Raw genomic sequence first — 26,428 nt, forward strand, 5'->3', positions numbered from 1 at the left:
CAAGTCGAGCAATTGAGAATGCAAAGCAAAGATAACTTAGAAAGGCTCAGCGTTATTCTGGCTTTTATCGCGACTCGGTTGCTCCAGTTGAGATTTATGAATGAATCAGATGAGTTATCTAAGAGCAGTTGTGAGCCGATATTAAAAGGCAAAGCATGGAAGCTAATGTGGCTAAAGCTAGAAAGAAAAGGGCTACCGAAGGAAGCTCCGGACATATCATGGGCTTACAGAGGTATTGCTCGATTAGGGGGTTGGAAGAATACAAAGCGAACGGGTCGTGCTTCTATAAAGACATTATGGCAAGGATGGTTTAGGTTACAAACCATCCTTGAAGGGTATGAACTGGCTAAGTCTCTTGATTCACCAGACTTGTGATCAAGAGACAGCCATTTATGCTCCTTTTTAGCTTAGATTTTTATACGCCTGCCAGTGGTAATAAATACACCAATACAGACCATGCACTGACCCAAGCAACGACGACAGCAGCATCTAACCAATCTCTAATCCACATTATACTTTCCCCTTTCACATCTTCATGCACCTTCATCGGGTTGAAGATGCGTTAAGACTGAAAGTTAAAAAGCAAAGTCTATGCCAGTAAATTTATGTCAAACCGAGTTACTGATAATGATGTTGGGGTTGAGTTCCTGCGTGGTTAAGTATTTCAGGTTTTTCCGTCAGCAGTTCAATAAACGCATCGGCCATTGACACATTCGAAACAAAACCTTCTCCCTTCATTTTCAGTATCGCATCATATCCCTCTTTGCCTTTCATGGTATAGGCCGAAGAGGTTCCACAATAATAACTATTAAGATCAATAGGTTGCCAACCTTTTTGCTCATCAAATAACAACACATTTGTGATGCGTTGTCCTACAGGCCGATCGGCGGCATAAGTAAACGAGAGATTGTGGGTGTAAGGATAACTGCCAGAACCTGTGCCGTCGACCCCATTGCCCAGCGCATTATTAATTGCCCCTTCAAGCATCTCAATTAAGGTTTCTCCCTGCACTCGGTAGACACCAATAGGAACGGCAAAAGGCAATAAATTTCCGGCAATGTCTGCCACCGAAACTTGTCCGGCGTTGAGCGAGTTTCTGACTCCACCAGCGTTATGTATTGCAAACTGCACGGGGTGCCCTCTTTGCCGCATGGCATAGACGAATGATTGAGCCACCAAAGGAGCCAACTCACTCGGCCCAGTTTCATCAGGAATTCTGACGTGTCTTAAGAAACGATCAGCATGTGCGATAATATTTTGTTGCAGCTGACGTACTCGCGGCATGTATTTATCGATCAATATTCCTTGGACCTGCGGATCTTTCTTACACACCACCACATTAGGGTGTTGGCTTAAAAATTCGCACGCCGCTAAATGGGTGTTATCGGTGCCCGCTTCGCTCATGCTGGCATCAAGAAACAGTCGACGGCCAAGTAACAGTTCATTACGACCTTGAAATTTGTCCACTTTGCCATCGGCTGAAAAGTCGATATAACAATGACCTAAGCTCAAAGAATGATAACCGGATTGGACGACATAAGTGTCGTTAATTCTTAAACCATATTCGTCATCTTTCATCAGCCCTAGTGCACTAAAATCACCTTGTAATCGGTGGCTATGCCCGCCGACGACAACACTAATGCCTTCCACTTGCTGTGCGAGCTCAATGTCCGCTTCATAACCTAAATGGCTAAGTAGAACAACTTTGTTGATCCCTTTAGCGCGTATTTCAGCAACCGTATTTTTTGCCGTTTGGATAGCGTTAATAAATGGAGTATCGAGATCTGGGTTGGCAATATCAGCCATTTTATCGAGTGACAAGCCGAAAATTGCAATCGTTTCATCACCAGCCTGTTTTTCTATCCAGCGAGCGTATTTACCTTGAGGTTGATAACTTATCACTTGCGGGCTACCGGCTATTGGAAAAGGTTTATTCGATCTTTCATTGGAAAGATCCCAATTGCCAGCTAGCAATGGAAATTGAATACGTTTAACAAAATGGGCAACGGGTTCATTACCCATATCCAGTTCGTGATTGCCTAATGCCATCGCATCAAGATTCAATGCGTTGAGCATGTCCGCATTGGCTTTACCTTTAAATAGCGAGAAATAGAGCGTGCCTTGGAAACAATCCCCAGCGTGTAAAAATACAAAGGCTCGCTTCATACGCGCCGCATCTTCTTTCAATTGCTGAACTCGTGTTGCAATTCGTGCAAAGCCGCCAGCGCTTACATACGGTGTTAAAGTCTGCTGTTGGATGTGGAGAGTCAATTGCAGCGATGTCGGTTCAAAATATGAGTGAGTGTCATTAATGTGTGCCAGCATAATTGATGCTGGTCTATTCTTTTTATGCATCATTTATCTTTCTCTTCTTTTTCCACTCTATCCTAGCTGAAGAATCATGACAGAATCGTGACTTTTATGAAACGAGTTTGAAAATATAATTACGCTAAGTCAACCTCATCACGCTTTGTAGCCTTTGTCTCATTCGGCTGACCCTACATAAACACTTGATATGTGAGCCAGCAGCCTACTTATCTGCATAATTTCCATTATGCTTAAAGAAAAACAGACTCAGCGAGAAGCTAACTCGTTGAGTTATAAAAGGAGTCTGCCTATGCATCTAGAGCGAATTGAAATTTCCGGATTCAGAGGAATCAAACGTTTATCGCTCGCTTTTGATGAACTCACCACATTGATCGGTGAAAATACTTGGGGTAAGTCCTCATTGTTGGACGCCTTATCAGTAGTGCTACCAGCCAACGGTGTACCTTATCAATTTGAAATGCAAGATTTCCACGTCGATTACTCTATCGCTCATCCTCAAACTCAGCATTTACAAATTGTCTTAAGCTTTGTTTCTACAGACAAAAATGAATCTCGATCCGGCCGTTATCGTAAGCTGAGGCCGATTTGGGTTGAAGATGAAACGGGTACGAAACGGATATTCTATCGCATCAGTGCCACTCGTGAGCGATATGATATTACCACTCGCTACATGTTTTTAGACCTCGAAGGCAATCCACTACCGCTGCATCATTCCGAAAAATTAGCGCAAGAGCTGATGAGCTTACACCCAGTGATCCGTTTGAAAGATTCACGGCGTTTCGAGCGACCTTTCGTCAATGGTAACGGTAAAAATTCTCGCGCCGAAAAACGCATTGATAATACCTGTCGTCGTTTACTGGCCATTCCTGGACATGTCAACAAAGGCGAGATGAGAAGTAGCCTTAACTCAATGAATGTATTAGTTGATCACTATTTTTCATTCAAAAGTCAGACACGTAAAAACCCAAGACAGCAACGTGACAGCTTAGTCTATTCCAGCCCAACCGCCGATAAAAACATAAGCCAATTTGTTGAAGAAACTAAAAATAAGCAAACTCGTTTGCTGTTGATGGGCTTACTCAATGCTTATCTGCAAGCCAAAGGCCCAACAGACCTACGACGTTGCGCTAGGCCGCTGCTGATTATCGAAGATCCCGAAGGTCGATTGCACCCTACTCATCTGGCGCGCGCTTGGAGTTTACTTCAACTATTACCCATGCAGAAAATTCTCACAACGAACAGTGGTGATCTGCTTGGCTCTGTTCCCCTTCATTCGATTCGGCGTTTGGTGCGTACTTCTGACCGTACCATTGCAAATTCGATGATCTCTCGTGGATTGAGTAAGGACGAACTACGACGTATCGGTTTTCATATCCGTTTTCATCGCTCAGGGGTGCTTTTTGCTCGCTGCTGGTTGTTGGTTGAAGGAGAAACTGAGGTGTGGCTGTTTAGTGAGCTGGCTCGCCAGTGTGGCTATAACCTAGCCGCCGAAGGAGTACAAATTGTCGAATTTGCTCAGTCTGGTCTGAAGTCCTTAATTAAAGTGGCGAAAGCGTTTGGCATTGACTGGCATGTCGTGACTGATGGCGATCCCGCTGGCAAAAAATATTCGTCAACGGTACGCGGTATGTTAACAGGTGATCAAGAACGGCACCGCCTGACCGAACTTCCCGATCGAGATATCGAACATTTTCTGTACTCTCATGGCTTTGAACATTTCTTCAAAGATTTGATTAAAATACCTTACGATCATCCAATCCCTGCGAAAAAAGTGGTCACACGTGTGCTGAAAAAACACGCGAAACCTGATTTGGCGCTTGCCATCGTTTCTCATTGTGAACAACAAGGTGTGGACTTTATTCCTGTACTGCTGCGCTGGACACTAAAACGCGTGATTACGATGGCCAATGGCCACACGTAAAAAAAGGCACACATGATTGTGTGCCTCGTATCATTTCCATTTCGCTATATGTGACTAATCTTATATTGAATCGGTATATCAACAATTTTGATGAATCGATACGGATCAATTTGGGGTAACCTTTACCAATGCAGATTTCACCAGCATTAGTCTTAAACATAAATTAACAAGTTGAGGACTTAGAACGCGTTTCAATAGTTGCGCTGTCGCTCTGCGCTGGCTGGTTAGATCGTTGATGCAACCACATACCACTTGTTTTCATCGCAAAGCCAAAAATGCCACCTAATAGAAGTGATGGAATAACCAGTTGCCAATCACCACCAGCAGCAAAAGTGGCACAAGCGCCAATAAAGGTTCCAGGGATATAACCAAGCCACGCTTTCGACGCTTGAATGCACATTAAAAATGCCACTACCGCAGTGACAACGTAACCAAAAATATCCAAGCTCACCAAACTGGATGAATGAATAATGACCATTGCCCAAAAAACGCCACTGATATTAGTTATCAAACTTTCTGCAAGACCTTTAATACCCTCGGTTGGAGAGGCAAAATAACTCGTACATCCTAAAAAGCCAGCCCATGATAGTAAGCCTAACGAAACGGCTATCCAGCCCCAAACACCAGAAAGAATGCCTGTCATTAGTGAAATTGCAAATAGTGTGCTCATAGCGCCCTCATTTAGCCGCTATCTGCCTGTCATTTAACAAGCCGTTGCTATAGCGAGATCAATAAATCAAGTGCCGATATTAAAAGCTTCAACCACAGATGACTAGTGACCTAAGTCATGAAATAAATGCAATGACTGCACTTATTTCATTGAAATGTTGACGCAAACGATAAATCAACACATTTGAAGTACTTTTTAATCGAGCATGAGCGTTAGATTAGGTGATGAGGGTGTGTGGCATGATGCTAAATGCGAACACTCAACAGCTTCACTTATCACACCCCATATTGAGAAGTAACAAAGTAAATCATAACCAAGATTAACAAGCTTAAAGTACGCTTGGTCGTCCTTTCATCATGCGCAGTCCTTCACGCTTAATGCACTCAACCAACGGGTTTTCAGCCATATCTGCTCGCCAAATAAACGACAACGTTCTTTCCATATTCAGATCAGGTACATTGAGCGCTACCAGCTGGCCATTCTCAATAAAGCGTTCTACATCGAGGTAAGGTAAACAAGTTAAGTACGGACCATTCGCAACCATACTGCGTAGCACAGGAACATGTTCGTACTCTCGCCACACATCTAAATCGGAAATAAGATGGTGAATCGAGCTATCAAAAATATTGCGAGTACCAGAACCGTGCTCTCTTAACACCCATTTGGCTTGTTCAAGCTGTGCAAGACTCACCGTTTTACATTTGGCAAAAGGATGATGAGCCGAAGCTATCACTGTTAGGTGATCTCGACACCACACTTCTTGGGAAATACGGTTATCATCGCATCGACCTTCAATGATACCAAGGTCATATTTGTAGTCGAGGATGCCATCGATCACCCCTTTGGTGCTTTTCACACCAAGCTCAATACGCATCTCTGGGAAATCGTTATCAAGAATGCTGATAAGGTCTGGAACGAGGTGCTCGGCAGGGGTCTGGCTGGCCCCCATACTGATTTCACCGCTAAGCAAGTGCTGATCATAAAAGCCCATTTCGATCTGCTGAGCATCTTGTAATAAACGCTTCGCTTTCGGCCTAAGCCACATTCCCCAATGAGTCAATGCCATCTGCTTTCCTTGTCTTTCGAACAAAGGGCGACCTAACATTTTTTCCAATTGTGCTAGCGACATACTGGTCGCGGATTGAGTTAACGCTAATTTATCCGCAGCTTGACTGACGCTGCCACTATCGGCAACAGCATCGAAAACTGCTAATTGTTTGAGTGAATACCGCACTGCTTTTCCTATTTAGCTTTCATCTACTGCGCGCCACACCTTTAATTTCAAGGGAGTTAATATGCGCAAACGGTTTCATTCTACTCTTTCATTTATTCATATCAATTCATTTGATGAGTAATCTAAAAATTATCAATTTTACTACTTCATGACCCGTTCGTTAGTCTGTATAGGAAGCAAGGCATGACGCTTTGTTTGAACTTGGGAGGTAATTATGAAATTGAGCTTTGGGAGCGTGTATGTCAGCAGCCTACTCTGAAAATAAACAGCTGTTCTCACCGATTGAGATGATGGCAGAAGCCGAGAAATTTGCATTAAGCAAAGCCAAGAAAAGTAGCGGTATGACACTGAGCCTTGCCATTATGGCTGGTGCTTTTATCGGCTTAGCATTTTTGTTCTACATCACTGTCACCACAGGCAGTGCTAACGCAGGTTGGGGGCTCAGTCGGTTAGCGGGTGGTTTAGCCTTTAGCATGGGGCTGATTTTAATCGTGATTTGTGGCGGTGAACTGTTCACCAGTTCCGTATTATCGAGCATTTCTTGGGCCAATAAACAAATCAGCTTTAGCAAAATGTTATCCATTTGGGGCAAGGTTTATATCGGTAACTTCATTGGTGCCATGTTTTTACTGCTTTTGGTTACTGGGGCTGGTCTCTATCAGTTGGATGATGGTCAATGGGGTTTGAATGCGCTGAACATCGCGCAGCACAAACTGCACCATACACCTGTTCAAGCATTTTCTCTTGGGGTGCTATGTAACTTACTGGTTTGTCTTGCTATTTGGTTAACGTTTAGCTCAGCCAATGCAATGACCAAAGCCGCAATGACAATTTTGCCTGTGGCGATGTTCGTCTCTAGCGGCTTCGAGCACTGCGTAGCCAACATGTTTATGGTCCCTTTAGGCATTGTGATTCAAAACTTTGCACCAGAGAGCTTCTGGCAGCAGATCGGTATCAGTGCCACTCATTACGCAGATTTGAACATTCATCAATTTGTGGTGGCAAACCTTATCCCAGTGACTTTGGGCAATATCGTCGGCGGTGCTGTGTTGGTTGGTCTCGCCAACTGGTCTATTTTCCGCCGTCCACAACTTAAAGCCGCAAACATTAGCACTATTACGGAAACAGCAACAATTACGTCAGTGAAGGAAACGAAAATGAATAAAACAATTACAGTTAAAGACATTATGAACACCCAACCTGTAACTCTAGGCGTGGAAATGCCAACCGCAGTAGCGATTGATATGTTGCTGGATAACCAGCTCGATAGTGCTCCTGTGGTTGATGTGGCTGGTCGTTTGGTCGGATTTTTCTCAGCTCACGATGTCATGGTGGATTTATGGTGCCAAGACTACCTCCCTACCGAAGGGCAAAAAGTGGTGGATCTTATGAGCCGCGATGTTATCGCCATCGATGCATCTGACCGTCTGATTGATATCGCCGAATTTTTATGTATTGATAAAGAACAGTTATACCCTACCACTAGCATGGGCATTGCTACTCGTTTTAGCTCACTCTCTTTAGAAGAGCGCGCAAAAAGCATGAAAGTGAACAAACCACAAAATCTCCCCGTCCTTGAAGATGGCAAGTTTGTCGGTATGCTAACTCGTAACCATGTACTGGCAGCACTACGTCCAATTTATGGCGAGCGTCTAAGCGTGGTCAAAGAGCGTACGTTAGAAACGGCTTAACACGTTGTTTTGTTCAAAACGGTTTTTGGTCAGGAAATAAGTCGCTTGGCTAAAAAGCAAAGACCCCGCATTGCGGGGTCTGTTTGATTCATCTATTTCGCTTGTTACTATCCCTGACGCCACCAGCGTCCGACGCACGGGTTTTCAGGATCAAGATATCGATTCAATAACGTTAAGTTGCTGTCGAACAAAATGAGATAAGGTTGAATCTCACTGACATTTAACGCCCCCTTTGTGGCATTGATACACTGCATCAATAAATCCGTAAGACAGCGAACAAAAACCCACTTTGGGTTGTCTGCGATTTTATGGTTGATCGCTAAAATAGCCTCATATGCTATTTGGTAAGGAATGGCTCTCACTTGCGTGAGATCGCGCAAAAATGAGCCCGCCACAACACCTTCAAGATAGACACGGTAAGTCGTTAGTTGATCGACCAATAGAAACAGTTCCGCGGCTAAATGCGTATAAGGGTATTTCACCACTAGGTGATCGTGCAGATCCGGTGAAATAGCCAGCGTGATCTCCATCATTTCACAGCGTTGTTTAAGCACTCGCAGTAACCCTTGCTCATCCATTAATTGCTGAATTTCAAAAATACGCTGCAAGTGATAGTCGTTAGAAATAAAAGTAACAGGTAATGTTTTTTGCGTGTCAATACTACCGTTTTTTTGCAGCTCTAACGCGACGTTTTCGATATTTTCTACCGTGCTGGTTGAGTACTCTTCCAGCAAAATGCGGTTATTCGAAAGTGACACATTGAGCCGAGTAAGCTCCGATTGAAGGTAATGATACATAGCCTTCGCTTCAGAAATATGTTGCCCTAGCGTGAGCCCACCGCATAAAGCAATGACACTATGATCGATTTCATGACGTTGTAACGCCTTAACGAGGCCATCAACACGACTACGCCCTTCTAATGTTAATTGCTGATCAACAAGTCGTTTACCTAATACGATATAAAGATGCTCGGCTACCATCGTTATTTCTCACTCTCTATTCCAGCGGGGGAATAATGTCATACAAGGCCACACACTCTCAATAGCCACATCAAAATGTTCGAGCTATGGTTGATGTAGACGATTGTTCGAAATATCCCATCGAAAGAGCACCTAAGTGGTTTATCGATAAAACCATATAGCGTAAAACAATGTAAATGATAGTTATTATCATTGATTCATTTAAGTAGTCAGTTTAAGGTTACGCTAACAAAAGAAAAATGGCCGTTTTAGACAACATGAAAAAAGAAACAGAACCTAAAAGAGCTTTCTATCCGCTCACAGTAGTAGCAACTCAACAGATTTCCCCTTCTATGCAGCGCATAACATTACAGGGTAACTCAATTGCACACTTTGGTGCGGAAAGTGAGGGTGATTATATTAAGCTGTTGTTTAATCAGAGTGGTACTACTGATTTATCTCGCTTATCACCTGATCAGCGCCCAATAATGCGCACTTATACCATTCGAAGTTTTGATGCGACCAACAATCGCATTGAAATCGATTTTGTACGGCACGAAGCGGAAGATAAGCAGTGCGGATTTGCAGTCAGATGGGCGATGCATACGGCCATTGGTGATACGATTTCAATCGCTGGCCCAGGTAAAGCTCAAGGGTTGAATCCCAATGGGAAATGGTTTTTCTTAGCCGCTGACATGACCGCGATCCCTGCTCTTGCAGCTCAATTAAAACGCTTACCACGTGATGCAAAAGGTTATGCAGTAATTGAAATTGAGCATGTGGATGACAAACAGGCACTACAGGCTCCGGAGAACATAGAGATCTCTTGGGTAGTGAAAGACAGCAGCACCAATTTGGCGACTTCGGTTATCGAGAAAAATTGGCTGGGTGAGAATGGCTCGGTATGGTGTGCGTGTGAATTTGATACCATGCGCGCGCTAAGAGAGTATTTTCGCAATGAAAAAGAGATAGCCAAAGACTATATTTATATCAGCAGCTACTGGAAACGTGGCGTCAGTGAAGATGGGCATAAACAGCTCAAACAAACGGATGCACAAACTCAGTCATAAACAGCAATAACACAGTAAAAAGGTGACTTAATAGAGGTCGCCTTTTTCATTGAATGCGCTCAATTTTCAACGAACATAGCTTTAACGGACATAGCCTCAGCGGGCCACGGTTAGCTTGGCTAACGACTCAATACAAATCGCGTCATGTCGCCAGTATTCGATGCCACAATCGATCAGTTCACCCTGTTGATTATAATTAATGCGCTCAACGACCATCGCCGGAGTGCCTGATGTAGCGCGTAGCGCTTGCGCCATATGACCAAGCAAAGAGCTAGTGGTAATTCGATAACGGACTGTTTGATACTCCACGGCAAAATGGTCGCGATAAATATCCGTCAGTGATTGAGACAAATCGAAAGTCAGCAAGTTGGGAAACAATTCAGGGCGCACGTAATTCGTCACATAGACCACGGGGCGATCTTCTAAATAACGCACACGATCAATTTGGTAAACATCCGAAAATGGCTTTAATCCCAATAAGAGCGATGCTTGTTTATTGGCTAATAGCGCTTTTGCCATCATCAGTTCCGCTTTTGGTACTCGGTTTTGTGCTAAAGCCATGTTGGTAAAATTCAGAGTTTGGGTTGGGTCGTAACGTATCGGCTCGGGAGAAATAAACCAACCTCGCCGATCTTCTCGGTAGATCTTGCCATCCGCTTCCAACAGAGACAAAGCCTCACGCAGGGTAACACGTGTGGTATTAAACGACTCTGCAAGTTTTCGTTCAGAAGGTAATTTTTGACGAGGGGCAAGCATGCCAGCATCGATTTGTTCAACAATCACATCTTTAATTTTTACGTACTGCACAACATCCACTCCCAGCCTAAATACGTGCATGCCAAATTCATAACAAACTGATACCGTATTATTTGCATTCTATGTCGAACAAGATTAATGTCATAGCCTGAATCGCAATAACATTGACGTTAATTTTTATACCGCCTAGCTTTTGGGCGGTATTTCTTTTTGGAGTATTAAAAATGTCAAATTTAGCACCTGTCTTAGTTTCAAGCCTTGATATGGACAGAATATCCGCATTACTGGATGGCATGCCTAAACTAACGCCAGAGTTAGAAAAGCTCGAGGCTGAGTTGGATAGAGCCACCATTGTCGCCCCACAAGAGATGCCAAATAATGTGGTGAGCATGAATTCGACCGTACGCTTCAAGTTTATCGACAGTGATGAAGTGATCGAAAAAAATCTTGTGTATCCGCATGAAGTGAAAAGCAGTCAAGATATCTCTGTTTTTGCCCCAGTAGGCAGTGCATTGTTGGGCCTAGCTGTTGGTCAACAGCTCAGTTGGCCAATGCCAGGTGGTAGAGAAAGAGTGATTGAGATTCTTGATGTAGTTTATCAACCTGAGCGTGACGGTGAATTCAACCGCTAACGAATCGATTTGTTGGTGTGGAGGTCGATATCATCACTCCACACCCCAAGCCACATCATTGTAAATAATTATGCGACCAAAATATCTTTAAGTTCGTGCAATGAACGCACATGGTAGTGTGGCTCAATACCTTCAACAGCACCTACGCCGGTTGTATTTAGCCAACAAGTTTCAATACCAAAATTCAAGCCACCTAAAATATCGGAATGCGGGTTATCCCCTACCATCAATACACGGTTTTTATCAGGGTTGCCCATTTTGTCTAACGCGTAGGCAAAAATTCCGTTATCTGGCTTCGCCACACCAACCTCTTCTGAGATAATCACGTGGTCAAAGTATTCACTCATCCCCGTTCTTTGCAAACGAATCGCTTGAAGTTCGGTAAAACCGTTAGTAATTATGCCAAGTTTCGCTCGACCTAAAAGAGCATCCAGTAACTCTTTTGCCCCTGGTAAAGGGGTACAAATATCAGCCATCGCTTCGAGAAACGCGCTGTTCAATTCCGTAGTTGTTGTCGCTAATTTCTCAGCCCATCTCTCAAAACGAATATGCTTCAATTGCGCTGCCGTGATATCGCCATTTTGGTAATCAACCCATAGTGGTTTGTTAACTTCTTGGTACTGCGCAAAATCTTGCTCAGTAAACAACACTCCTTTACGCTCAAACATCAGCTGCATACCTTTGAAGGCGTCAAAATGAAACAAGGTCTCGTCAGCGTCAAATAAAATCCAGTCGTACTTCATGATCTCTCCTCATAATATTCGGGCTATGTAATAAAAAAGGCTCCGATGAGCCTTTTCTTGTGCTTAATATTGCAAATTATGATGCTTTTTCAGCTTCGTTAACCATAGAAAGCGCCAATGCTTCGGCAGCTTTAATACCATCAATGCCTGCCGATAAAATCCCTCCAGCATAACCTGCGCCTTCACCAGCCGGATAAAAGCCTTTCAGGTTGATGCTTTGGAAATCCTTACCCCGTTTAATGCAAATGGGTGATGACGTGCGAGTTTCCACTCCGGTTAACAAACCATCGTCAGAGGCAAATCCTTTGATCTGCTTATCAAACGCTGGGATCGCTTCACGAATGGCTTCAATGGCAAAATCAGGCAACGCTTTTGAAATATCTGTCAACTTGATGCCGGGTGTAAAAGAGGGTTCGACATCACCTAACGCACTCGGATCACGACCTTGTAAAAAGTCACCAATTTTTTGTGCTGGTGCATCGTAGTTTTCGCCGCCAAGTTGATAAGCTCGTGATTCAAGTTCACGTTGGAAGCGCACGCCCGCTAGCGGATCACCCGGATAATCACGTTCAGGATCAATACCCACCACAATCGCACTGTTAGCATTACGTTCTGCGCGAGAATATTGGCTCATGCCATTGGTCACCACGCGCCCCTCTTCAGAAGTAGCCGCCACTACGGTGCCACCGGGACACATGCAGAAGCTATAAACAGTGCGGCCATTCTTACAGTGGTGAACCAATTTGTAGTCTGCTGCGCCAAGAATGGGGTTACCCGCATTCGAACCAAAACGCGCTTCATCAATCATTGATTGTTTATGTTCAATACGGAACCCGACTGAAAAGGGTTTGGCTTCCATATAAACGCCACGTTCATGCAGCATTTCAAAGGTATCACGTGCGCTATGGCCGACCGCAAGGACGACATGGCGCGTTTTAATTTCTTCACCATTTGACAGCGTAAGGCCTGTAATTTGCCCTTCTTCGATGTGAATGTCATCAACACGAGTACTAAAATGAATTTCACCGCCTAATTCGATGATTTTGGCACGCATTTTTTCAATCATGGTCACCAATTTGAACGTACCAATGTGCGGTTTGCTCACGTACATGATTTCAGCAGGTGCGCCCGCAGCGACAAATTCTGTAGTGACCTTACGACCATAGAAGTTAGGATCTTTTACTTGGCTATAGAGTTTTCCATCAGAAAAAGTACCTGCTCCGCCTTCACCAAACTGCACGTTAGATTCAGTATTCAATGTACGTTTACGCCAAAAACCAAAGGTATCTTTGGTGCGTTCACGCACTTCTTTACCACGCTCGACAATGATTGGGTTAAACCCCATTTGAGCAAGAATCAGTCCGGCAAATAGACCACAAGGGCCAAAACCTATCACCACAGGGCGTTCAGTAAGATTCGCTGGCGCTTGAGTAACGAATTTGTACTCCATATCCGGCGTCACTTTCACATGCGGATCGTCAGCAAACTTAGCAAGCAGCTCCGTTTCATTCTCCACGCTCACATCTAACGTGTAAATCAGCATGATTTTCGTTTTCTTACGAGCATCGTAGCCACGTTTAAACATATTGAATGAAAGAACTTGTTCATCAGCAATACCAAGTTTTTCAGTAATAGCAGCAAAAATTGCTCCTTCCTCGTGATCCAAAGGAAGTTTAATTTCGGTTAAACGTATCATGTAGATGTCTCGTATTAGTCGGTGTCTTAGCCAAAGCCGCAAGCGGCCCGCTCACAATGGCGCGCATTCTACGGGAAATGGCGTTATCTGTCATACTAAATCCCGAATTCATCACACGTTACGCTAGATATTCATAGCGTTGGATGTTGAAATTTAACTTGGGATGCGTATTATCCCCATTCTTCATTTTTAACTAACTAAGAGCTGATCATCATGGCGTTTGTCGTAACGGATAATTGCATCCAATGTAAATTTACTGACTGTGTCGCGGTATGCCCTGCAGATGCCTTTCACGAAGGCCCCAATTTTATGGTGATCAACCCCATTGAATGCATTGATTGCGGTTTATGTGTTCCTGAATGTGCAGCTCAAGCTATCTTTCAAGAAGATGAACTCCCAGAAGATCAGAAGATTTACATCGAACTCAATGCTGAGCTTGCCGACATATGGCCGGTGCAAACCGAAGTCAAACCAGCCATGGATGATGCTGAAAAATGGAATGGCGTGCCAAACAAACTGGGGATGTTAGAGAAGTAGTCTTTTCTTCTTATAACTAAGCGTTATAAAAAAGCGCAAACACGGCATCCGTTATCACGCTTTTTGACGACAATCCAAAACAACAACTTTTAAGCTTTACTTTTTGATCGAGTGATCTTGGTTTGATCTAGTGATGTTGGCGGCGCAGGTTATCCAAAATAATACCCGTAGCCATTGCTACGTTAAGTGACTCTGCTCCCCCGAAGGCGGGAATGGTAATTTTGTCGGTGACATATTGAGCCGCTTCGGCACGAATACCATGCGATTCACTGCCCATCAATAAAATCCCTTCAGCAGCAAATTTCGTATGATGTACGCTCTCACCTTCTAAAAAAGCCCCATAAACAGGTAGATTTGAACTCTGTAAATAAGTACCCAAATCCACTTGGCTCACCGTAACACGCCCAAAGCTGCCCATGGTGGCACTGATGGTCTTCGGATTGTATGGATCGGCGCAATCGTGGCTAGCGACAATGTGTTTAATGCCATACCAATCAGCAACACGGATAATCGTCCCTAAATTACCGGGGTCAGAAACACCATCGAGAGCGATCATCAATCCTTTCGCTTCAGGCACCGTCACTTCGGGGATCTCAACGATTGCGATTGCAGCATTATTGCTCACCAAGGTGCTGGCTTTGGTTAAGTCATCTAATGTGGCCTCAATGCATTCAAAAACACTAAGCTCAACGCGGTTTTGTGCGATAAACTCCGCAGTGGCAAAAACCTGCTTCACCGTCAGTTGGCTGTTAATCAATTCCAACACGTTCTTTTCGCCTTGCACTAAAAACAGGCCATGAGCCTTGCGCTGTTTCTTTTGGCCTAAAGCACGAAGTAGTTTCAGTTGGTTTTTTGAAATCATAAAATATCCGCAGTGAGGTAAGGTTGGCCTAGTAAAAACGCCGCATTATAGAGTAAAGGCCGTCAGAGCTAAAGCAGTGTAAGTCGAGTTTCACTACCATATGTTCAGTTACTAACAAACAAGGAAATCCATATGAAACGTTTTCTTCCCTCTTCTATTATGTTAATCCCCTTTGTCGTCAAGCATTATGATGAACAAGATAGTGATCAACTTGAAGATGAACATCATAAAGAGCCCAGCGACAATGACACAAAAGAGAAAGAAGAATCGATCTAAAAGCTCAGACATTAGTTTATAATCCACTCATTAAATCACTTTACAACCCATTTTTTGACGTTATTATCGCGACGCAAACGTTTTCCCAGCCCGTACAATACTAAATAATGAGGGTTTTATGCTGCCTGATATTGAAATTTGCCGCGCCACTTCATTAACCTCCATAGAGGCTATCGCTAACAAAGCAGGATTCACCGCTAGCGAATTCCACAGCCAAGGCCGCTTTAAGGCCAAAATTTCATTAAGTTGCCTTGAACGTTTGCAAACACAAACGGTTGGAAAGTTAATCCTTGTGACTGCCATTACCCCAACGCCATTAGGGGAAGGAAAAACCGTCACGACCATAGGCCTATCACAAGGAATGGCGAAATTGGGTCATTCGGTGATGGCATGTATTCGTCAACCCTCAATGGGACCAATCTTTGGTGTTAAGGGCGGAGCCGCTGGCGGCGGTTATTCACAAGTGGCACCAATGGAAGAGCTCAATTTGCATCTCACTGGCGATATCCACGCCGTCACAGCCGCGCATAACCTAGCGGCAGCGGCGATAGATGCCCGGATCTATCACGAACAGCGCCTTGGTTATGACGATTTCGAGCAGCGCACCGCAATGAAAGCACTGCGTATCGACCCGAATATGTGGTTTGGAAGCGAGTGATGGATCACAACGATCGCGCATTGCGCATGGTTACCGTTGGCCGAAATGAAACGGATAAATCAATCAATGGCTTTGAGCGTGAAGATGGTTTTGATATTTCAGCGGCTTCTGAGCTAATGGCGATTCTTGCATTAGCCAAAAACTTAAACGATCTGCGTCAACGGATTGGGCGGATTGTCGTCGCCTATAGTCACCATGGTACACCGATTACCACCGAAGATTTACAAGTCGCTGGAGCAATGGCTGTCAGTATGAAAGAGGCGATTGAACCTACATTAATGCAAACGTTAGAAGGCGTACCGACACTGATTCACGCCGGGCCTTTTGCCAATATCGCGCACGGTAACTCTTCTATTATCGCTGATGACATCGCTACAAGGTTGGCCGAATTTACTGTAACAGAAGGCGGCTTTGGCTCTGATATGGGATTTGAAAAGGCGTGCAATATTAAAGCCGCGACATCTGGGAAAGCGCCAGATTGCGCCGTTATCGTCACCACACTTCGCGGCTTAAAAGCGAACTCTGGTCTGTATGAATTGCGTCCCGGCCAGCCAGTTCCCGACACTCTATTTCAGCCAGACCATGCCGCGTTGGTGTCCGGTTTTGAAAATCTCAAATGGCATATTGAAAATGTGAGTAAGTATGGAATACCCGCCGTGGTTGCCATTAACCGCTTTCCACAAGACAGCCAAGAAGAGCTTGAGCAGCTCGCCATGATGATTCACGCACTACCCTACCAGGTAGAGGTTGCACTGAGTGAAGGTTTTGCTCTTGGAGGCGAAGGGACGACTGAGCTTGCTTCCAAAGTCATTAAGCAGTGTCAAAAAGTGAGTACGTTCACACCGTTATACCAAGCACAGCAGACGATCGAAGATAAGATCAACGCCGTAGCGAAAAAGGGCTATGGCGCGGCAAGCGTCACTTTTACTGATAAAGCACGACGTCAAATGCACAACATGCAAGAGCAAGGTTACGGGAAGCTTGCTGTCTGTTTGGCGAAGACGCCGCTTTCAATTTCAACCAACGCTGCGATTAAAGGCGCACCAAAAGGTTTTGATGTACCGATCCGCGAATTAAAGCTCTGTGCGGGTGCTGGCTTTATCTATGCGCTATGCGGCAACGTGATGACCATGCCGGGCCTTCCTGAAAAACCCGCCTTCATGTATTTAGATATTGATTCTAAAGGAAATATTATCGGCCTAACCTGATATTATTGTTCGAAATTAACCTTTCTGAGCGCAAATCTTCGGGCTCAGAAAGGTTTTCTTTACGCTATTTGTTTTCTTTCTCTGTAATTTTTTGCGCTTTTCACCGTTCTTTACCAGTATCAATAAAAAATAAGTAAGGTCGGTTATGAAACGTTTTACTCCCTTTATATTCTCAATAGCGCTTATTGTGCCTATTCTGTTTTCGCTATTTAGCCAAGCAGAAACTCAGCCTAAAACCATGCCCAGCATTGGTAATCAGCAAATCGCGACATTAGCTGGGGGCTGTTTTTGGTGTACAGAATCTGATCTTGAAAAACTCAACGGTGTCATTAGCGTTGTCTCTGGTTATGCGGGTGGCAGCCTTGAAAATCCAACCTATAAACAAGTCTCATCAGGAAAATCGGGCCACATTGAAGTGATTCAAGTGACCTTTGATCCGCAAGTTGTCAGCTACGAGAATGTATTGGATCATTTTTTCCGCCACATTGATCCAACGGATGATCAAGGCTCGTTTGTTGATAGAGGCCCACAGTATCGGCCTGCCATTTTTTATCACAACAGTGAACAGAAGCAGACCGCGCAGCGTTTTATGCAAGAAATCGATGCGCTAGGGATCTTCAAAAAGTCGCTCAAAACAGAGCTTATTCAGTACAGCCAATTTTGGCCTGCTGAAGAGTACCACCAAGACTTTTATAAAAAGAGCAAAGTACGTTACACCTACTATCGCCATGCTTCCGGACGTGACCAATATCTTGATACCATCTTTGGTAAAGATCGTAATGAGCATCCAAAAACCTTACGTCAATTGATCGAAGCGCAAAAAATGCAAAACAACGTTGAGGTATACACCAAACCTTCTAATGAAAAGATACGCGCCAAATTGACTGATTTGCAATATTACGTGACGCAAGAAGAAGGTACTGAACGCGCATTTAACAATGAGTATTGGGATAACAAAGCTGATGGTATTTATGTCGATGTGGTCAGCGGAGAGCCATTATTCTCTTCTACCGACAAATACCGTTCTGGTACGGGCTGGCCCAGTTTCACTCGGCCAATTAATGAAGCGTATATTGCGACCAAAAGCGATTCTCGGCTTTTTTATACCAGAACCGAAGTGCGCAGCCGTTTTGCAGATTCTCACCTAGGTCATGTCTTTGAGGATGGACCAGCACCAACCGGCTTACGCTACTGCATGAACTCTGCCGCGATGCGATTTGTACCAAAAGAGGCGATGCAAGCTGAAGGCTATGGCGAGTACTTGGTGCTGTTTAAATAAAATTTGGCTCTGTTTCAATAAAGCGTGCGTGGTAAAACGAAAAAGCCCTCGGCTTCACTTACGAGGGCTTTTTTAATTGATCAACGTTAATCGATGGACTCAACTGAGATTCGATTAATGTAAACCATGGAAAAATTCGGCGCGGGTGGCAGGGTTAGATTTAAAAATACCGCCTAATGCTGTGGTGGTCGTTTCACTGGTCGCATCCATAACACCACGTGACTTAACGCAGTAATGAGTGGCATCAATGGTGACCGCGACATCGTCTGAACCGAGTAAGGTTTGCAAAGCCACCAGAATCTGCTGTGTCATTCGCTCTTGAACTTGGGGGCGCTGAGCAAAAAAACGTACAATACGGTTAATCTTAGAAAGACCAATTATCTTGCCTCTTGGGATATACGCCACCGCGGCTTTACCATCGATAGTCACTAGATGATGCTCACAGGTACTGGTCACGGTAATCTCTTTTACGCGCACCATTTCACTGACGTTCATCTTGTTTTCGATCACAGTAATTTTGGGGAAGTTTTGATAATCGAGGCCAGAAAACACTTCATCCACATACATTTTCGCAATTCGATGGGGCGTCTCTTCTAAACTGTCGTCGGTCAGGTCAAGACCGAGTAGTGTGAGGATCTCACGCATATGGTGTTCGATTTTTTCTTTCTTTTCTTCACGAGTAACCTCATTTGGACGCATAGGCGTTTCCAAACCTCGGCTCTCTAGCGCATCTTTGACCAACTTTGCTGATTCGCTAAGACCTAGCATTCCGATTCCTCTTACTTTTTACCCCTTTCGGATGGCAGACAAGGATACTCGGAATTTTGAATAATTACATCCATATTTTAAGGATGGTCATTATTGCCCGTAAGCAATGTATGATAAAGTCCTCGCAAAGAAAAAAGCTATAGGAACCGACCATGGGCTGTTGTGATTCACCGGGCTTAATGCCTATCGAACAAGCGTTAGAGACAATGCTAGCGAATATCAAACCCATCCAAACGACGCTGAAACTACCGCTAGCCGACGCGTTAGGCTATGTGTTGGCTGAAGAGTTACTCTCACCCATTTTTGTGCCGCCTTTCGATAACTCAGCGATGGATGGATACGCTATTCGATTAGCTGATCTGCAACAGTCAACCACTCTGCCGCTGGCTGGCAAATCTTTTGCCGGTCTTCCATTTGAAGGGCCGTGGCCAGCCAACAGTTGCGTGCGAATTATGACTGGCGCGAAAATTCCAGCTGGTTGCGACGCGGTGATCATGCAAGAGCAAACGACCGAAAACGAAAATGGTATCTGCTTTCTACAGCCGAATGCAAAGCCTCAGCAAAATATTCGCCCCACTGGTGATGACATCAAACAAGGCGATGTAGTGCTACATAAAGGGGCTCGCTTGACTTCGCGTGATATCCCAATGATTGCCACACTCGGCATCAGCCATGTGACCGTTTTTCGTAAACCCAAAGTGGCCTTTTTCTCAACTGGAGATGAGCTAAAACCACTCGGTGAACCTCTTGCTGAGGGGCAAATCTATGACAGCAATCGTTATGGCATTAAACCATTAATTGAGAATTTTGGTTGTGAAGCGATTGATCTTGGGATCATTGCTGATTGCCCTGCCACTTTAAAAGCTACCTTTGATAAAGCTCAACATTTGGCCGATGTGGTTATTACTTCTGGCGGCGTAAGTGTAGGCGAAGCTGACTATACCAAAGATATTTTGCAAGAACTCGGAGAAATCGGTTTTTGGAAACTGGCAATAAAACCGGGCAAACCGTTTGCATTTGGAACATTAGATCATGCTTGGTTCTGTGGCTTACCTGGCAACCCCGTTTCAGCCGTATTAACCCTATACGTCTTGGTGCAACCTATGCTGGCTAAATTGGCTGGACACACTCAGTGGAAAGCACCGGAGTCCATTCCAGCCATCACTAAAAATGCCTTTAAAAAATCACCGGGCCGTACTGACTACCAACGCGGTATTTACACAATTGAAAATGGCCAGTTTGTTGTTGAAACTACCGGAAACCAAAGTTCGGGGGCATTTCGTTCGATGAGTCTCGCCAACTGTTTTGTGGTGTTAGAACAAGATCGTGGCCGAGTGGAAGTGGGCGAAACCGTCAATATCCAACTTTTTAATCCCAGCTTGTACTAAGGATCACTATGGAGATCCTATCTGATCAAGAGCTACTTCGTTACAACCGACAAATCATTCTCAAACAGTTTGATTTTGAAGGACAAGAAGCACTTAAACAAAGCTCTATTTTAATTCTTGGCGCAGGAGGATTGGGCTGCGCTGCAAGCCAATACCTTGCCACAGCAGGTGTTGGTTCACTCACGCTCATCGATGATGATGTGGTTGAGCTCTCTAATTTACAGCGCCAAGTGCTGCACAGCGATGCCGATATTGGACGTAAAAAAGTGGACTCAGCGGCAGAGTCACTGCGTATGCTTAACCCGTATTTAACGGTAAATACCGTTGATCAACGCCTTGAAGATGCACAATTGAAAGCATTAATTGAACAGCATTCTTTGGTGCTGGATGCATCAGATAACCTTGATACTCGTAACCAATTGAATAAACTCTGCTTTCAAACTAAAACACCACTGGTATCTGGTGCTGCGATTCGTATGGAAGGGCAAGTCAGCGTGTTTATGTATCAACACCCAGACGAGCCCTGTTACCAATGTTTAAGCGCTCTTTTTGGTAGTAACGTACTCACTTGCGTCGAAGCGGGCGTAATGGCTCCTGTCGTCGGGATTATTGGCGCGGTACAAGCGATGGAAGCGATCAAAGTGATCGCTCAATATGGGCAGGTAAAACAAGGCAAAATTTTGATGTTGGACGCTCTTTCAATGACGTGGAGAGAAATGAACTTAATCAAACTCGCTCACTGCCAAACTTGCCAGTAAATAAAAGACAAAGACTCAATAATGTCTTTCCCGTTCGTCCACCGCATCAGCCCACACAATAGGAGAGTTAAACTCATGTCACCACTCATCTCCCCCCAATGGTTAGCACAAAAGTTAGGCGACCCGCGCACCGTTGTTCTTGATTGCAGTATTGAATTCCAAATTCCCAGTGAAACTGAGAAAGATACTCTGCATAACATTCCCGGCGCTCGGCGCTTTGATTATGATGGTGAATTTTGTGACCTACAATCGCCACTACCTCATATGATGCCTAGTGAAGATCGCTTTAACCAATTAGCACAATCGATCGGTTTAAACCACGATTCGATCGTCGTTGTCTATGACAATAGCGGGACGTTTGCATCACCGAGGGCATGGTGGATGCTCAAAGCGATGGGACATGCGTCGGTATACGTTCTTGATGGTGGATTCACCGAATGGAAACGCCAAGGTTTACCCGTTGTAAAAGAGTACACACATGCCTTTAAACACGGAAACTTCCATGGCACGCTCGATCCTCGCTATTTTGTGAACGCAGACTATGTGCTTGCACAAATAGAGAACCCAGAGAGCTTAACTGTTGATGCACGTTCACAAGCCCGTTTTTTGGGTCAAGTGAAAGAACCAAGAGAAGGCGTGCGCAGCGGCCATATTCCTCACTCTATTTGCTTACCTTTTACAGAGTTGATGAACGGGCATAAGCTTAAATCACCGCAAGATCTACAACCTATTATGCAAGCAACGCTGACTGCTGGAAAAGAGCAATACATTTTCAGTTGTGGCTCAGGCGTAACCGCCTGCATTGTGCTGCTGGCTGCGCAAATTTTCGGCTACGAAAAACTGTGCGTTTATGATGGTTCGTGGACAGAATGGGGGCAACGCACTGAGCTGCCTATTGAGCTTTAGTCTCTGAATCAAATCCCCACCATTGTGGGGATTTGATCATGTTTTACAAAGCGTGCTATTTCAACTCATCAGCCATTGCTTTGATCAATTCATTTGAAGGATCACCTGAAAGTTCCCATGTGAAAATTCCCCCTAGCTTCGCTGATTTTGCCCATTTGGCTTTGGCGCGCACTGAACGTTCATCTTCATACGAGATAAATACTTTCTTTTCTGCATTCCATAAATATGGTGCTTGCGATTCTTGATCGTAACCATATTGATACCCTTGTGCCGCGCGATAATTTTTCATCAAATCCCAGAACATGAAATAGCCATTTTCACCGGTCCCAAACGGCGCTCCCTGCTCAGACACAAGATCAGCCGTAGGCAAACCACCCTCATAATCTTGAGTGCCTTGCCAACCACGTCCATAAAACGCCGCGCCGATAACCAATTTCTCGCTTGGTATACCCAATTCGATCATTTGATTGATAAACACATCGGCTCCCATTCCCCACCAACTGCGATCCGTCGCATGTAAATTGGTTAAATGGCCCGTTTGCGTTCCCCAACCACCCAGAAAATCATAAGTCATCGCAAACATATTGGTTAAATAAGGGGATACGGCGGGCCAATCTATCTGAGCCGCTTTCGCTCCAACACCAACAGCAGTAGAAAGTTCATAGTGGCGAGCCGTCTTTTTACTCAACGCATCCAAATCAGCACGTAATGTTTTCATCAGCTCGGTATAGGCCTGTTTTTCTGCTTCTTTTTGTTCGTCGGTTAATTTCGTATCCGGATTCCAAGGCGAAGTAGTTAAACCGCCACCACCCGGATATTCCCAATCGATATCGATACCGTCAAAAAAGGCGTACTGCTCTATGAGTTCAACCGCTGTTTTGGAAAAATGCTTGATCGTAGCAGGATCTTTTATCATTGCGTGGAACGGTTCAGACATTGTCCAGCCGCCAAATGAAGGCAGAATCTTAAGCGTCGGATAGTCTTTCTTCATTTGTGCAAGTTGAGCGAAGTGACCTTTGTAAGGAACTGGTACATTGACTACGCCAAACTCTTTTTCTAGTGCGGATTTAGTATCAACAACAATCGCACTAAATGGTGCTTTTCCTTCACATTGCTTAGCGATTTGCTTTTGTACGGTTTCACTGGCTCCAGAATGGGGGCCACACATACTCAAAAAGGCGTAAATAACATGAGTCAAGTTCTCTGCTGGAATATCTTTAACTGTGTAGGGGTTTTGCTCATTTTCATATTGCCAATCAGCAAAGTAGCCCGCCACGACGGGTTTGGTTGTCTCTGCAGCGGCGTTAAATGACGCAACAACGAGAAGGGTGATAATCAACTTGTTCATAAGTTTCTCCTTGGGTTTGCGTCAATACAGCAGAGAAATATATTTTAAGTTTAAAAATAATCAGCCAATGCGAGCCAAACTCAGATCTTAAAATCACGTTACAGTTATTGCAGATTAATTTATGAGCCTAAATTCACTAACCTGAATCCACTAACCAATGACGGTTTGTATCTGCTCATCTAAATTCAATACCGTTAACGCGTTGCTTACGCTGGTGGCAATCACATCAATTGCACCGGTGCGTAGCGCCCCAAGCAGCGCTAAAGGTTTGCTGTTTTCAGCCGCGATAGCGATCACCTCGGCAATCGGTCGAAATTCGTCAATCCCTAACCCAATAACACGATCGCTCATCACCGTATTGGCAGCTTTACCGTGGATATCAAAAAAATCATAACCAGCGAAATCCCCCACCACACCTTGCTGTAAACGCGACTGCACCACTTCATCGGCGGTAAACCAACCGAGATCGACCATGTAGCTGTTTTCACTCATATCCCCAATACCCACTAACGCAATGTCTGCCTTACGTGCTAAATCTAAGGTTTGTTTGACGGTTGCATTTTGCATAAACGCCAATTTTTGTTCGCGATTTTCAGCATAGGCAGGCGCATAAAGCGTTTCAGAGCTTCCACCATATTTTTTGGCCAGTTGTCGACAGATATGATCCGCATTAAACATCCCACCTCTTGGGTGAATGCCACCAATACTACAGACAAACTTACACTCTCGCGGTGTGATAACGCCAATATGATGCGCCACGGCCGATACATTTCGGCCTTGACCAACGGTCACAACCATGCCGTTTTTTAGCGTACTGGTCAGGTAATTGGAAACCAACCCCGCCACTTGTTGGCGCTGCAACTCTTCGCTAGGTTGGTCAAGTGCAACCAGCGCACGTTTTACACCAAAGCGTTCAATCAGTCGCTGCTCAATTTTGGCACTAAAAACAGGGTGATATTTCACCGTAATTTCGACAATCCCTTCATCGCGTGCCTGTTTAAGCATTCGCCCTACTTTGGCTCGTGAAAGAGAAAACTTTTTCGAGATCTCTTCTTGAGTTGCACCATCTTGGTAATAAGCCACTGAAATTTCAGTTAATAAGTCAGTATTTTCGATAGAAATGTCTTGATTGGGAGTGGTCATACGGGATCTCATGGTCAATATTGTGCGCAGAATAACGACAATTGAGCATTTGCTCATTGACCTAGCATAGGTTAAGCCTCATTTACTTTGCAACATTTGCTCACGGAAATTACATTTTCTCACTCTAATCAATGCACAGTAACGTTCGCTTTCAACCCTTGATAAATCTAAGCAAACGTTTATTTACCAGTACTTAGATTAATTCACAAAAAAATAGTTGATTGATATCACTATAACCTCAGAACAGCGATTGACTTTCCCAGTGGATAAGATAAATATGGCTACATCATTTACTCAACGATCGAGCAAATGTTCAACGCAAATGTTCGGTCGCTGGAAATAATTGAGTTAGCTTTTCTGGCATGTGTAAGACATGACTATGTGATTGCTAACCCGCTTGCAAATGCCCAGCAAACTCAAAATCTGGCTTGGCCCAAAGAAATAGGATGATCGATATGAGCAATAAATTAGAGCAACTTCGTAAAATGACGACTGTTGTTGCTGACACTGGTGAAATTGACGCAATCAAAAAATACCAACCAGAAGATGCGACCACTAACCCATCTCTCATTCTTAAAGCGGCTCAAATTGCAGAATACGCGCCACTGATTGATGCTTCTATCGCATACGCAAAAACACAGAGCTCAGACAAGGCTCAACAAGTTCAAGATACTTGTGACATGCTTGCTGTCAATATCGGTAAAGAGATCCTAAAAACGATTCCGGGCCGTATTTCTACCGAGGTCGATGCTCGCCTCTCTTATGATATGGAAGGTAGCGTGACAAAAGCGCGCCAACTGATCAAAATGTACAACGATGCTGGCATTACTAACGACCGTATTTTGATCAAGCTGGCTTCAACCTGGGAAGGTATTCGCGCAGCAGAGATCCTTGAAAAAGAAGGCATCAACTGTAACCTCACTCTATTATTCTCCTTTGCTCAAGCACGCGCGTGTGCAGAAGCAGGCGTATTCCTGATTTCTCCATTCGTCGGCCGCATTATGGATTGGTATAAAGCCAAAGAAGGCCGTGATTTTGCACCGCAAGAAGATCCTGGTGTATTGTCCGTGACTGCTATTTACAATTACTACAAAGAACATGGCTACAAGACAGTCGTGATGGGCGCAAGCTTCCGTAATATCGGTGAAATTTTAGAGCTAGCAGGCTGTGATCGTTTGACTATTGCCCCTTCTTTACTGGCAGAACTCGAAGCAGCTGAAGGTGAAGTGGTTGAAAAACTGGTTGACTCTCAAGGTAACAAAGAACGCCCTGCAGCAATGACCCATGCAGAGTTCCTATGGGAACATAACCAAGACCCAATGGCCGTAGAAAAATTAGCGGAAGGCATCCGTAACTTTGCCATTGACCAAGGCAAACTTGAAGTCATGATTGCAGCCAAGTTGTAATCCACTTACGAATTAAAATTTGGGGAACGATTAACGTTCCCCTTTCCTTTCTAACTCTATTATTTGTCGGTAATTATTATGGAACGTAAACAATTAGCCAATGCCATCCGTGCTCTTAGTATGGACGGTGTTCAACAAGCTAACTCTGGTCACCCTGGTGCACCGATGGGTATGGCGGATATCGCTGAAGT

Annotated in this window: 24 protein-coding genes and 1 pseudogene; 14 read left to right on the plus strand and 11 right to left on the minus strand. The window is 44.4% G+C overall.

All coding sequences use genetic code 11. The annotated features are described in order from the left end of the window. A partial coding sequence (locus AACU59_RS12390) for an IS4 family transposase (protein WP_272925435.1) occupies positions 1-375 on the plus strand: 375 nt, incomplete at its 5' end. 243 nt (positions 376-618) lie between these two features. Here the strand turns inward: AACU59_RS12390 and AACU59_RS12395 are convergent. Next, complete coding sequence (locus AACU59_RS12395; RefSeq protein ID WP_094144886.1) at positions 619-2,358, minus strand: bifunctional metallophosphatase/5'-nucleotidase; 1,740 nt, start codon at positions 2,356-2,358, stop codon at positions 619-621. A 259-nt stretch (positions 2,359-2,617) separates the two neighbouring features. On the opposite strand from AACU59_RS12395, the gene AACU59_RS12400 reads away from it, so the two are divergent. Then, a complete protein-coding gene (locus tag AACU59_RS12400; protein WP_094144887.1) occupies positions 2,618-4,249 on the plus strand; it encodes an ATP-dependent endonuclease in 1,632 nt (543 codons plus the stop codon). A gap of 163 nt (positions 4,250-4,412) precedes the next feature. Here AACU59_RS12400 and AACU59_RS12405 read toward each other — a convergent pair whose 3' ends face one another. Together AACU59_RS12405 and AACU59_RS12410 are read right to left on the minus strand one after the other, a co-directional pair. After that, positions 4,413-4,919 carry a DUF1097 domain-containing protein gene (locus tag AACU59_RS12405; RefSeq protein WP_094144888.1) on the minus strand — a complete coding sequence of 169 codons (507 nt, stop codon included), beginning with the start codon at positions 4,917-4,919 and terminating at the stop codon, positions 4,413-4,415. Between the two features lie 328 nt (positions 4,920-5,247). Continuing rightward, complete coding sequence (locus tag AACU59_RS12410; protein ID WP_013867825.1) at positions 5,248-6,153, minus strand: LysR substrate-binding domain-containing protein; 906 nt, start codon at positions 6,151-6,153, stop codon at positions 5,248-5,250. Between the two features lie 239 nt (positions 6,154-6,392). On the opposite strand from AACU59_RS12410, the gene focA reads away from it, so the two are divergent. Further along, complete coding sequence (gene focA, locus AACU59_RS12415; protein WP_026028498.1) at positions 6,393-7,844, plus strand: formate transporter FocA; 1,452 nt, start codon at positions 6,393-6,395, stop codon at positions 7,842-7,844. A 107-nt stretch (positions 7,845-7,951) separates the two neighbouring features. Here the strand turns inward: focA and AACU59_RS12420 are convergent, their stop codons facing one another. Beyond that, on the minus strand, positions 7,952-8,824 hold the full coding sequence (locus AACU59_RS12420; RefSeq protein ID WP_094145685.1) for a YdcF family protein: 873 nt from the start codon (positions 8,822-8,824) through the stop codon (positions 7,952-7,954). 257 nt (positions 8,825-9,081) lie between these two features. On the opposite strand from AACU59_RS12420, the gene AACU59_RS12425 reads away from it, so the two are divergent. After that, positions 9,082-9,873, plus strand: coding sequence for a siderophore-interacting protein (locus tag AACU59_RS12425; protein WP_094145693.1), 792 nt, complete (start codon positions 9,082-9,084; stop codon positions 9,871-9,873). Between the two features lie 96 nt (positions 9,874-9,969). On the opposite strand, the gene phnR is transcribed toward AACU59_RS12425, so the two are convergent. Beyond that, entirely contained in the window at positions 9,970-10,680 is a 711-nt protein-coding gene (gene phnR / locus AACU59_RS12430; RefSeq protein WP_094145694.1) for a phosphonate utilization transcriptional regulator PhnR, read from the minus strand. 173 nt (positions 10,681-10,853) lie between these two features. Between phnR and rnk the strand changes: the two genes are divergently transcribed. After that, positions 10,854-11,261: a nucleoside diphosphate kinase regulator gene (gene rnk / locus AACU59_RS12435; RefSeq protein WP_026027712.1), complete on the plus strand. Its 408-nt coding sequence runs from the start codon at positions 10,854-10,856 to the stop codon at positions 11,259-11,261. A gap of 68 nt (positions 11,262-11,329) precedes the next feature. On the opposite strand, the gene yjjG is transcribed toward rnk, so the two are convergent. Further along, positions 11,330-12,004, minus strand: a complete 675-nt coding sequence (yjjG, locus tag AACU59_RS12440; protein ID WP_094145686.1) for a pyrimidine 5'-nucleotidase — start codon at positions 12,002-12,004, stop codon at positions 11,330-11,332. A gap of 76 nt (positions 12,005-12,080) precedes the next feature. Beyond that, positions 12,081-13,700: an NAD(P)/FAD-dependent oxidoreductase gene (locus AACU59_RS12445; protein WP_094145687.1), complete on the minus strand. Its 1,620-nt coding sequence runs from the start codon at positions 13,698-13,700 to the stop codon at positions 12,081-12,083. Between the two features lie 213 nt (positions 13,701-13,913). Between AACU59_RS12445 and fdxA the strand changes: the two genes are divergently transcribed. Beyond that, positions 13,914-14,237: a ferredoxin FdxA gene (fdxA, locus tag AACU59_RS12450; RefSeq protein WP_010318513.1), complete on the plus strand. Its 324-nt coding sequence runs from the start codon at positions 13,914-13,916 to the stop codon at positions 14,235-14,237. Between the two features lie 127 nt (positions 14,238-14,364). Here the strand turns inward: fdxA and AACU59_RS12455 are convergent, their stop codons facing one another. Continuing rightward, on the minus strand, positions 14,365-15,099 hold the full coding sequence (locus AACU59_RS12455) for an RNA methyltransferase (protein ID WP_094145688.1): 735 nt from the start codon (positions 15,097-15,099) through the stop codon (positions 14,365-14,367). A 132-nt stretch (positions 15,100-15,231) separates the two neighbouring features. On the opposite strand from AACU59_RS12455, the gene AACU59_RS12460 reads away from it, so the two are divergent. The 3 genes and pseudogenes from AACU59_RS12460 (at position 15,232) to msrB (ending at position 18,520) form a co-directional block, all read left to right on the plus strand. Continuing rightward, positions 15,232-15,375 carry a hypothetical protein gene (locus tag AACU59_RS12460; protein ID WP_176428583.1) on the plus strand — a complete coding sequence of 48 codons (144 nt, stop codon included), beginning with the start codon at positions 15,232-15,234 and terminating at the stop codon, positions 15,373-15,375. A gap of 118 nt (positions 15,376-15,493) precedes the next feature. Next, positions 15,494-17,241: pseudogene (locus tag AACU59_RS12465) on the plus strand (formate--tetrahydrofolate ligase). A gap of 145 nt (positions 17,242-17,386) precedes the next feature. Next, positions 17,387-18,520, plus strand: coding sequence for a peptide-methionine (R)-S-oxide reductase MsrB (gene msrB / locus AACU59_RS12470; RefSeq protein ID WP_094145689.1), 1,134 nt, complete (start codon positions 17,387-17,389; stop codon positions 18,518-18,520). 114 nt (positions 18,521-18,634) lie between these two features. Here msrB and folE read toward each other — a convergent pair whose 3' ends face one another. Next, positions 18,635-19,288, minus strand: coding sequence for a GTP cyclohydrolase I FolE (gene folE, locus AACU59_RS12475; protein WP_013867838.1), 654 nt, complete (start codon positions 19,286-19,288; stop codon positions 18,635-18,637). A gap of 152 nt (positions 19,289-19,440) precedes the next feature. Here folE and moeA point away from each other — a divergent pair, with 152 nt between their 5' ends. The 3 genes from moeA to AACU59_RS12490 are packed head-to-tail and all read left to right on the plus strand — an operon-like array spanning position 19,441 to position 22,340. Then, positions 19,441-20,676 carry a molybdopterin molybdotransferase MoeA gene (gene moeA / locus AACU59_RS12480; protein WP_017046934.1) on the plus strand — a complete coding sequence of 412 codons (1,236 nt, stop codon included), beginning with the start codon at positions 19,441-19,443 and terminating at the stop codon, positions 20,674-20,676. 8 nt (positions 20,677-20,684) lie between these two features. Continuing rightward, positions 20,685-21,434, plus strand: a complete 750-nt coding sequence (gene moeB / locus AACU59_RS12485; RefSeq protein WP_094145690.1) for a molybdopterin-synthase adenylyltransferase MoeB — start codon at positions 20,685-20,687, stop codon at positions 21,432-21,434. Between the two features lie 21 nt (positions 21,435-21,455). Next, positions 21,456-22,340 (plus strand): sulfurtransferase, encoded by an 885-nt coding sequence (locus tag AACU59_RS12490; protein ID WP_176428584.1) that lies wholly within the window; start codon positions 21,456-21,458, stop codon positions 22,338-22,340. Between the two features lie 55 nt (positions 22,341-22,395). On the opposite strand, the gene AACU59_RS12495 is transcribed toward AACU59_RS12490, so the two are convergent. Further along, positions 22,396-23,688: a glycoside hydrolase family 18 protein gene (locus AACU59_RS12495; RefSeq protein ID WP_094145692.1), complete on the minus strand. Its 1,293-nt coding sequence runs from the start codon at positions 23,686-23,688 to the stop codon at positions 22,396-22,398. Positions 23,689-23,838: 150 nt separating this feature from the next. Further along, positions 23,839-24,831 carry a sugar-binding transcriptional regulator gene (locus tag AACU59_RS12500; RefSeq protein WP_013867843.1) on the minus strand — a complete coding sequence of 331 codons (993 nt, stop codon included), beginning with the start codon at positions 24,829-24,831 and terminating at the stop codon, positions 23,839-23,841. Positions 24,832-25,286: 455 nt separating this feature from the next. On the opposite strand from AACU59_RS12500, the gene tal reads away from it, so the two are divergent. After that, complete coding sequence (gene tal, locus AACU59_RS12505) at positions 25,287-26,237, plus strand: transaldolase (protein ID WP_026027792.1); 951 nt, start codon at positions 25,287-25,289, stop codon at positions 26,235-26,237. Between the two features lie 78 nt (positions 26,238-26,315). After that, positions 26,316-26,428 (plus strand): hypothetical protein (locus tag AACU59_RS12510; RefSeq protein WP_161437545.1); only part of this gene is annotated, 113 nt, incomplete at its 3' end.

The sequence above is a fragment of the Vibrio sp. V23_P3S9T160 genome (assembly GCF_963886625.1).
GTDB lineage: Bacteria > Pseudomonadota > Gammaproteobacteria > Enterobacterales > Vibrionaceae > Vibrio > Vibrio anguillarum.